Here is an 8,113-nt window from a genome sequence, read left to right as displayed (position 1 = left end):
CAACCGACAGGGGAGTTCGCATGGAAACACCGGATGCCGCGGTCGGCGCGGAACTGCGGCGGTACCTGACCGCCAGCCTCGGTGCGGAGCTGGGCCCGGACGACGACTATTTCGCGCTGGGACTGGCCAATTCCCTGTTCGCGATCGAGCTGGTGGCCTTCGTCGAGGGACGGTACGGGTTCGAGGTCGGCGTCGACGACCTCGACCTGTCCCATTTCCGCACGTCGGCCAGACTGACCGAGTTCGTGCTGGCGAAAACCGCGGCCCAGAGCGCGGAAACGTGAGCAGCGAGCTCGCCGCCCTCGGCGCGCGGCTGGCCGACGACGTGCGCGAAGACGCGGACGACTGGGACGCCCGGGGCGAGCTGCCCGCGGAGGTCCGGAGCGCGGTGGCGGGGGAGGGGCTGCTCGGCGCGGTGGTGCCGGCTCGGTACTCCGGGCTCGGCGCGACCGCCGAACAGGTCGGCGAACTGTGCGCGCGATTCGGTGGCGTGTGCAGCTCGCTGCGCGGCCTGCTCACCGTGCAGAGCATGGTCTGCGTCGCGCTGGCGCGCTGGGGCACCGCCGGACAACGCGAGCGGTGGCTGCCGGCGCTGGCCCGGGGGGAGCTGCTCGCCGCGTTCGCGGCGACCGAGGCGGGGGCGGGCAGCGACCTCGCCTCGGTCACCACGGCCGTCACCGCCGAGGGCGGCCAGTACACGGTCACCGGCGACAAGCGCTGGAGCACCTTCGGCGAGCTGGCGGACGTGTTTCTGGTGCTGGGCGTCACCGGCGGACGTCCGGTGGCGGTCCTCGTCGAGGCGGACCGGCCCGGCGTCGTCCGGGAGCCGGTGCGCGGGCAGCTCGGCATGCGCGCGGCGCATCTGGCGCACCTGCGGTTCGACCGGGTTCGCGTACCGCCGGAGAATCTGGTCGCCCCAGCCGGTTTCGGCCTGTCGCACGTGGCGGGCAGCGCGCTCGACCACGGGCGGTTCACAGTGGCCTGGGGAGGTGTCGGGATGGCCGAGGCGTGCCTGCGGGACGCCGCGGACCACGCGGTGCGGCGCAGCCAGGGCGGGGTCGCACTGGCCGGGCACCAATTGGTGCGTTCGGTGCTGGCCAAAGCCGTGGCGGACAGCCGGGCCGCGCGTGAGCTGTGCCGGCGAGCAGCGCGGCTGCGGGACGGCAAGGACCCGGACGCTGTCGCGGAGACCATCGTCGCCAAGTACCTGGCGACGACCGCCGCCTCCGCGGTGACCGCCGGCGCGGTGCAGGTGCTGGGCGCAGCGGGCTGTGCCCCCGGCAGCCGGGCGGGCCGATTCTTCCGGGACGCCAAGGTCATGGAAATCATCGAGGGCCCGACGCAGGTCTGTGAACTGCACATCGCCGATCACCTGCTGCGCGGTCGCCGGCAGCGGGCCGAACTGCGGAAGGGCGCGTGATGAAAGGGCAGAGTGGCCGGATCCCGGTACCCACGGTGAAGTGCCTGGTGTGGGATCTGGACGACACGTTGTGGGACGGGGTCGTGGTGGAGGGCGACCGGCCGATTCCCTTCCCCGCGGCCGTCGAGGCCCTGCACACCCTGGACCGGCGGGGCATCCTGCACGCGGTGGCCAGCCGCGGCGAGCACGACGTCGCGGCCGGGCACCTGGCCGCGCACGGGCTCGACGAGATGTTCACTGTGGTGGAGGTGAACTGGGGAGCGAAATCCCGGTCCGTCGAGCGGATCGCCGAGGAGCTGAACATCGGCCTCGACACGATCGCCTTCGTCGACAACGATCCGGCGGAACGAGCCGAGGTGACCGCCGCGCTGCCGGTCGTACGGTGTTATCCCGCGCAAATGGCCGGCCGGCTCGCGACGTACAAGGAGTTCTCGCCGTCGGTGGTCACCGGCGAGTGCGCCCAGCGGCGCCAGCTCTACCGCACCGAACGGCGGCGCAAGGCGGCCGAAGCCGAGCACGCCGGGCCACCCGCCGAATTCCTGGAGTCGCTGGAGCTGGTGCTCACCATCCGGCGGGCCGGCGAGGCCGATCTCGCCCGCGCGCACGAACTGACCGTGCGCACGCACCAGCTCAACACCACCGGCCGCACCTTCGAGCAGGCCGAGCTGCGCCGGCTGTGCGCGGATCCCGGGCACCAGGTGCTCGTCGCCGACCTCCAGGACCGGTTCGGCTCGTACGGCACGATCGGCCTGGCGGTGACCGAACTCCGGGACAGCGCAACGGTTCTCCAGCTGCTGCTGATGTCCTGCCGGGTGCTCTCCCGCGGCGTCGGCACGGTGCTGATCGACCACATCATCGCCGAATCCCTGGCCGCGGGCCGCCGCCCGGTCGCCGAGTTCGTGCCCACCGACACCAACCGGCAGATGCTGGTGACCCTGCGCTTCAGCGGGTTCGAAGCGATCGAGCAGACCGCCGGGTGCACGACCCTGGCCATCGACCCCGGCAACCCGCCGCCCGCCCGCCGGCATCCGGTGCGGGTGGTGCTCGCGTGAGCGGGCCCGGCCGAGACAGGGAGAACGCCATGCCCAGCACCGGAAACGTGATCGGGGTGGTCGGCGCAGGCACCATGGGCGCCGGAATCGCCCAGTGCCTCGCCGGAGACGGGTACTCCGTCGTGGTGGTCGATCCGGACGAGGCGGCACTCGCGACCGCACCGGCCCGGCTCCGTGACGGGATCAGGCTGGCGAAGCTGGCCGGCCGGGCCTCGCGGGCAACGCCGGACGCGATCACCTGGACTCCGCGGATGCAGGATCTCGCCGTCGCGGGTTTCGTGCTCGAATGCGCGCCGGAACGCATCCCGCTCAAGGAGGCGGTGTTCCGTGAACTCGACGAGGTGTGCCGGCCGGAGGCGGTGTTCGCCACGGTGACCTCGGCCATCCCGGTGGACCGGCTCGCCGCGCACACCGCCCGCCCGCACCGGGTGCTGGGCATGCACTTCATGAACCCCGCGCCGCTGAAACCGGTCGTGGAGGTGATCCGCGGCCCGCGCACGGCCGAGGAGACCCTGCGCGCCGCGAGCGAACTGCTCACGCGCATCGGCAAAAAGGGCATCGTCGTCGCGGACGCCCCCGGCTTCGTGTCCAACCGGGTGCTGATGCTCACCGTCAACGAGGCGGCCACCGTGGTGCAGCAGGGCACCGCGGACCCGGCCACCGTCGACCGGATCTTCCAGGACTGCTTCGGACACGCCATGGGCCCGCTCGCCACGGCCGACCTGATCGGGCTGGACACCGTCGCGGACACCCTGCGGGTGTTGCTGGAATGCACCGGGGACGAGCGGTTCCGGCCGTGCGCCGAGCTGAGCCGGCTGGTCGCGGACGGGCACTTCGGCCGCAAGAGCGGCCAGGGCTTCCACCGCTACCCGGGACTGGCCGGCAAGTATCGTCCAACCGCCTTGTGAATGCCTCGCCAGCCCGAAGCCGGTGATCGCGCCGCCCGGTTTCCCCGGCCGACAAGCGGTCTTTCAGGGGCATCCCGGCGACGCACGCCTCGACCAGGAACAGCCCGCCCGGGTGCAGGTGCGCGGCGCGCTGCGGAAGACCCGGGCCCGCCCGCCCTGGGCGGTCACGTTGCCAATCGTGGTGAACGCCAGGCCGACCGGCAAGAACTCCGTGCCCCTGCCGCCTCTCTGCCCGCATCCGCCAGATCGTCCACTATGGACGTCCACTGTGGACATCACCGCTTCGGGAGAGTTCGCGCCTCCTGGGCAGTCGTCGACCCCGCTCTCCGGGAACCAGCCGTCCGCATCGATCGCCGTCGCCGCCACTGTGCCCGCGGCCGTGCGCTCCTCGTCCCTTTTCTTCCGGAGACAGCGAACCGGGGTCGAGCGGCGGGTGCCGCTCGACCCCGGTTGCCCGGCTGTCCTGATCAGGCGGTGGCGTCCTCCCGCTGCTGGGCTTCGGAGGGCTTGCGCTTGTGAAGCATCGTCGTCGCCACGATGAAGGCGACGACGGAGCAGCCGACCGCGACGGTGAAGGTGGTGCCCACCGCGTCGGTGAAGGCGGTGCGCGCGAGCGCGATCACCGACTGGTCGTTCCCGACGAGCGCCTCGGAAATGGATCGCCGGGCCGCCTCGGGCGCGTCGGCGGGCATCGCCGCGTGGTAGGCGTTGGCGAGGACGCTGCCGAGGACCGCGACGCCGAACGCGGCGCCAGCCTGCTGGATGGTGTCGTTGAGCCCCGCGCCGACTCCGGCGTGTTCCTCCGGGATGGCACCCATCAGGCTGGTGGTGGCGGCCGGGAAGAAGGTGCCGGAGCCGAGGCCGATCAGCACGAGCGCGGCCGCGACCATCAGGTAGCTGTCGCCGGGCGCCAGCATGGAAAGCACCACGAAGCCGGCGATGACCAGGATGACGCCGCCGCCCGCCATGGCGCGGTTGCTGACCTTCATGCCGATGCTGCCGCCCGCCATGTTGCCGACGATGGTGGAAATGGCCATCGGGATGACCGCGAGACCGGCCTCGGCGGGGGAGTAGTTCAGCGCGAACTGGAAGTACTGCGGCATGATCAGCGTGATCCCCGCGGTGCCGAGCTGGACCAGCACCAGGGTGAGCGTGCCACCGGTGAAGTTGCGGTCCCGGAACAGGTCCAGCGGCACCATCGGGTGCTTCGCGGACAGTTCCCTGACCACGAAGACGATCAGCGCGACCACGGCGATCGCGGCCGCGATGAGGATGTTCCGGTTGCCGATGCCGAGCCGGGGCACCTCGATGATCACCCAGACCAGCGCGGTGACGCCGACGATCGAGAAGATCACGCCGACCAGGTCGGCCTTGCGGCGCGGGCCGCGGGATTCGGGCATCAGCACCAGCGCGGCGATCGCGCACACCAGCGCGACCGGCACGTTCACCAGGAACACCATGCCCCACCAGAAATGCTGGATGATCACGCCGCCGAGCGCGGGTCCGCCGATCATGCCGAGCATCAGGACGGTGCTCCAGATGGAGGTGGCCTTGCGCCGCTCCTCCTCGTTGAACACGGTGATCAGGATGGACAGGGTGCCCGGCATGATCAGCGAGCCGCCGATGCCCATCAGCACCCGGCCGGCGATCAGCTGCTCCGGGCTCCGGGCGAACGCCGCGAGCAGCGACGACAGCCCGAAGACCACCAGCCCGATGAGCAGCACCTTGCGCCTGCCGTACCGGTCGGACATCCCGCCCGCGGTGAGCAGCAGCCCGGCGAACACCAGGATGTAGGCGTCCACGATCCACTGGATGTCCTGGCTGTCCGCGCCGATGTCCTTGCTCAGCGTCGGGATCGCCACGGTGAGCACGGTGTTGTCCAGTACCAGTACGAACGTGCACAGGCACAGGACTATCAAGGTCAGCCACCGCCTCGGGTGGCCTTGGGTGTGCACTGGCGTAGTCATCGCGCTCCTCGTTCTACGTTTCCCTGTTCGTTCCGGGGCGCCGCGATCCGGCCTGACTGGAAGCCGGTGGTCCCTCCCCCGAGTTGTGATACCACCATGGCGCCATCTGGCGTCAAATGCAACAGGCGAGGTGCCCTGGATGATTTTTCCGGGGCGGAACGCGGGTCGTCAGCTCGGCCGCGACGCGCCCGATGACCAGGTAAGAGGTCTATTTTCGGTCGTGGCCGCGGCTTCGGGAGGATGGCGCCGCGAAGGTGTGCCATAATGGCCCCATGGACATGCAGCCGTACATCGATGCCCTCCGCGGCGAGCTGGTCGGAGTGGCTGAGGCGAGCGGCGACGAGGCTCGCGCGCTCGTGGAACGTCTCGTGGGCAGGCTGGAGTCGTCGGTCAAGCTCACCCTGCTGTCGGTGCTGTCGGCTGCGGTCGAGGAGATCTCGTTCGGGCTCGCGCCCGGGTCGGTCGATCTGCGGCTGCGGGATATGGAGCCGGACTTCGTCGTGGTTCCGCCCCCGGCCGCGCACGCCGACGGGGCCGGCGCGGACCAGGATGAGGGATCGGACGAGGCCGCGTCGAGTGCTTGGTCGCTCGGTGACGAGGGCGGCGCCACCGCGCGCGTCAACTTCCGGCTGCCGGAATCGCTCAAGGTCAAGATCGAAGAAATGGCCGCCCGCAACGGGCTGTCGGTGAACGCCTGGCTGGTCCGCGCCGCCGCGGCCGGCCTGCAGGCCGACAACAGGCGTGCCGAGCGCCGGTCGCCGCGCGCCGAGCAGCACCTCAACGGATGGGCACGTTGACCGCCGCCCGCTCCCTGTCATGATTTTCCCGACCGCGCCGGCCTCTGCTGCGCCGCTGTTCCGGCTCGCGCCGGGGACCGGCCAGCCCATCGGAGAACCCCATGCCTTCCTTTGACACGCCGGGCCCGATCGCGGTCACGGTCAAACTGGGTGACGGAGACGTGTTCGTGTTCGCGACCGAACGCGCCGACACGGTGGTCGAGGTGCGCCCCAGCAAGGCCGACCGGGAAGCCGACCGCAAGGTCGCCGAGCAGGTGAAGGCGGACTTCGCCGAGGGGCGGCTGGTCGTGTCCGGGCCCAAGGGCTACTACTCGTTCACCCGAGGCGGCTCGGTCGACGTGCACATCGAGGTGCCGGTGCGGTCTTCGATCCGGGTCGTCGCGCAGTCGTCGTCGGTGCACTGCACCGGCGAGCTCGGGAACTGCGAGGTGAAGAACCGCCTGGGCCACGTTCGGTTCGACAGCGTCGGGGCGCTGCGTCTCGACGTCGGAATCGGCGACGTCACGGTGGACCGCGTCGGCGGCGCGGCGGATGTGCGGATCGGTTCCGGCGCCGCGCGGATCAGCGAAATCCACAGCACCGCGACGGTGCGCAACGCCAACGGCGACATCTGGCTCGGCACCGTCCACGACGAACTCAGGATCAAGGCCACCAACGGCGGCGTCTCGGTCGACGAGGGCGGCGCCGATGTGGACGTCAAGGCCAGTAACGGAAAAATCCGCGTCGGCGGCGTCGTGCGCGGCCTCGTGACGCTCGTCAGCGGCTTCGGGGACATCGGCGTCGGGGTGCGCGAAGGCAGCGCCGTCCAGTTCGAGGCGCACACCAAGCTGGGCGAGGTGCGCAATCTCCTGCAGTCCAGCGACGGTCCCGGCGACGCGGCCGAGGTCGTGCGGCTCAAGGCGCGCACCGGCGTCGGGGACATCGTCATCGAGCGGGCCTGACCTGCCCGCTCTCTTGTCCGGGTGACAGGACACCGCCGCCGCCGGTGCCTTCGCATTTCTTGACACCGTTAGCCGTCCGCTATGTATGATGTGGATCGCGGTCGCCGTTCGCGGAAATTGTTTTTCTTTTCCGCATGGATGGAAATACTTGATCGCCTTTCCTTTTTTTCCTACCTCGTGGTGCACATTTCGTGCGTGGTCGCGGAGGAGACATGCGGGCAGTGACGGATCAGCGGACGAAGACGCGTCTGGTCGCCGAGACGGATTTCCTGTGGCGGGCCAGGCGCGCGGACGCCGTGCACCGGCTCGTGTGCTTCCCGCACGGCGGCGGCGGGGCGCGGGCGTACCTGTCCTGGGCCGCGCGGATGCCGCCGGGGATCGAGCTGGTCGCGGTGCAGCTGCCCGGCAGGCAGAACCGGCTGCACGAGTCGCCCGCGACCGAGGTGGGCCCGCTGGTGCGGCAGATCGTGGCCGCGCTGCGCCCGATCGAGGACCTGCCGCTGTCGTTCTTCGGACACTCCTGCGGTGGGCTGCTCGCCTTCGAGGTGGCTCGTACGCTGCACGTTCTCCGCCGGCCGGCGCCCGCGCGGCTGTTCGTTTCCGCGCAGGCCGCGCCGGAGGTGATGCATACGCGGCCCAAGCTGCACGAGCTCGGCGAGCGCGAGTTCCGGCTGGAGGTGCTGCGCCTGGGCGGGTTCGACGAAAACCTGCTCGCCGACGAGGACGCGATGGAGCTGCTGTTCCCCGCCGTGCTCGCGGACTTCGAGCTGTGGGAGCGGTTCAGGATTCCGGCCGCCCCGCTGCTGCGTACGCCGATCACCTGCCTGGTCGGCGAGGACGATGTGCGCGCCCCCGTGGCCAGTGTGCGGGACTGGGCCCGCCGAACAGTCGCGGAATTCGATTTCCGGACCTTTCCCGGGGGGCATTTTTATCTCTCGGATTCGGTCGACGAAGTGCTCGCGCTGGTCGGTGAAAAGATTCTCGCCGCACCGGTCGAATGACTCGCGGTCAACTTTCTTGGGGGATTT

8 protein-coding genes are annotated in these 8,113 nt (G+C 70.5%); 7 read left to right on the top strand and 1 reads right to left on the bottom strand.

The annotated features are described in order from the left end of the window. Positions 1-20 precede the first annotated feature (20 nt). Genes ACZ7OI_RS08620 through ACZ7OI_RS08605 form a run of 4 tightly spaced genes read left to right on the top strand, consistent with a single transcriptional unit; the run spans position 21 to position 3,380 of the window. The gene (locus tag ACZ7OI_RS08620; protein WP_470263551.1) at positions 21-284 is read left to right on the top strand and encodes an acyl carrier protein; all 264 of its coding nucleotides are present in this window, start codon (positions 21-23) and stop codon (positions 282-284) included. After that, positions 281-1,420 carry an acyl-CoA dehydrogenase family protein gene (locus ACZ7OI_RS08615; RefSeq protein WP_470263550.1) on the top strand — a complete coding sequence of 380 codons (1,140 nt, stop codon included), beginning with the start codon at positions 281-283 and terminating at the stop codon, positions 1,418-1,420. The genes ACZ7OI_RS08620 and ACZ7OI_RS08615 overlap by 4 nt, the downstream gene beginning before the upstream one ends. Next, complete coding sequence (locus ACZ7OI_RS08610; RefSeq protein WP_470263549.1) at positions 1,420-2,472, top strand: HAD-IIIC family phosphatase; 1,053 nt, start codon at positions 1,420-1,422, stop codon at positions 2,470-2,472. The genes ACZ7OI_RS08615 and ACZ7OI_RS08610 overlap by 1 nt, the downstream gene beginning before the upstream one ends. A gap of 29 nt (positions 2,473-2,501) precedes the next feature. After that, complete coding sequence (locus tag ACZ7OI_RS08605) at positions 2,502-3,380, top strand: 3-hydroxyacyl-CoA dehydrogenase family protein (RefSeq protein WP_470263548.1); 879 nt, start codon at positions 2,502-2,504, stop codon at positions 3,378-3,380. A 467-nt stretch (positions 3,381-3,847) separates the two neighbouring features. Here ACZ7OI_RS08605 and ACZ7OI_RS08600 read toward each other — a convergent pair whose 3' ends face one another. Continuing rightward, positions 3,848-5,347 (bottom strand): MFS transporter, encoded by a 1,500-nt coding sequence (locus tag ACZ7OI_RS08600; protein ID WP_470263547.1) that lies wholly within the window; start codon positions 5,345-5,347, stop codon positions 3,848-3,850. A 272-nt stretch (positions 5,348-5,619) separates the two neighbouring features. Between ACZ7OI_RS08600 and ACZ7OI_RS08595 the strand changes: the two genes are divergently transcribed. From ACZ7OI_RS08595 to ACZ7OI_RS08585, 3 genes are all read left to right on the top strand, one after another. After that, positions 5,620-6,144: a hypothetical protein gene (locus tag ACZ7OI_RS08595; RefSeq protein ID WP_470263546.1), complete on the top strand. Its 525-nt coding sequence runs from the start codon at positions 5,620-5,622 to the stop codon at positions 6,142-6,144. Positions 6,145-6,245: 101 nt separating this feature from the next. After that, entirely contained in the window at positions 6,246-7,085 is an 840-nt protein-coding gene (locus tag ACZ7OI_RS08590) for a DUF4097 family beta strand repeat-containing protein (RefSeq protein ID WP_470263545.1), read from the top strand. A gap of 212 nt (positions 7,086-7,297) precedes the next feature. Continuing rightward, complete coding sequence (locus tag ACZ7OI_RS08585) at positions 7,298-8,086, top strand: thioesterase II family protein (protein WP_470263544.1); 789 nt, start codon at positions 7,298-7,300, stop codon at positions 8,084-8,086. Positions 8,087-8,113 lie beyond the last annotated feature (27 nt).

It is taken from the genome of Amycolatopsis sp. NPDC114503, assembly GCF_055633655.1.
This window is presented reverse-complemented; position numbering and strand designations above follow the sequence as displayed.

Excerpts from the sequence above, each read along its gene's own strand:
- ACZ7OI_RS08585 (WP_470263544.1), top strand. The coding sequence starts at position 7,298 with ATGCGGGCAGTGACGGATCAGCGGACGAAGACGCGTCTGGTCGCCGAG.
- ACZ7OI_RS08605 (WP_470263548.1), top strand. The coding sequence starts at position 2,502 with ATGCCCAGCACCGGAAACGTGATCGGGGTGGTCGGCGCAGGCACCATG.
- ACZ7OI_RS08620 (WP_470263551.1), top strand. The coding sequence starts at position 21 with ATGGAAACACCGGATGCCGCGGTCGGCGCGGAACTGCGGCGGTACCTG.
- ACZ7OI_RS08610 (WP_470263549.1), top strand. The coding sequence starts at position 1,420 with ATGAAAGGGCAGAGTGGCCGGATCCCGGTACCCACGGTGAAGTGCCTG.
- ACZ7OI_RS08600 (WP_470263547.1), bottom strand. The coding sequence starts at position 5,347 with ATGACTACGCCAGTGCACACCCAAGGCCACCCGAGGCGGTGGCTGACC.
- ACZ7OI_RS08590 (WP_470263545.1), top strand. The coding sequence starts at position 6,246 with ATGCCTTCCTTTGACACGCCGGGCCCGATCGCGGTCACGGTCAAACTG.
- ACZ7OI_RS08595 (WP_470263546.1), top strand. The coding sequence starts at position 5,620 with ATGGACATGCAGCCGTACATCGATGCCCTCCGCGGCGAGCTGGTCGGA.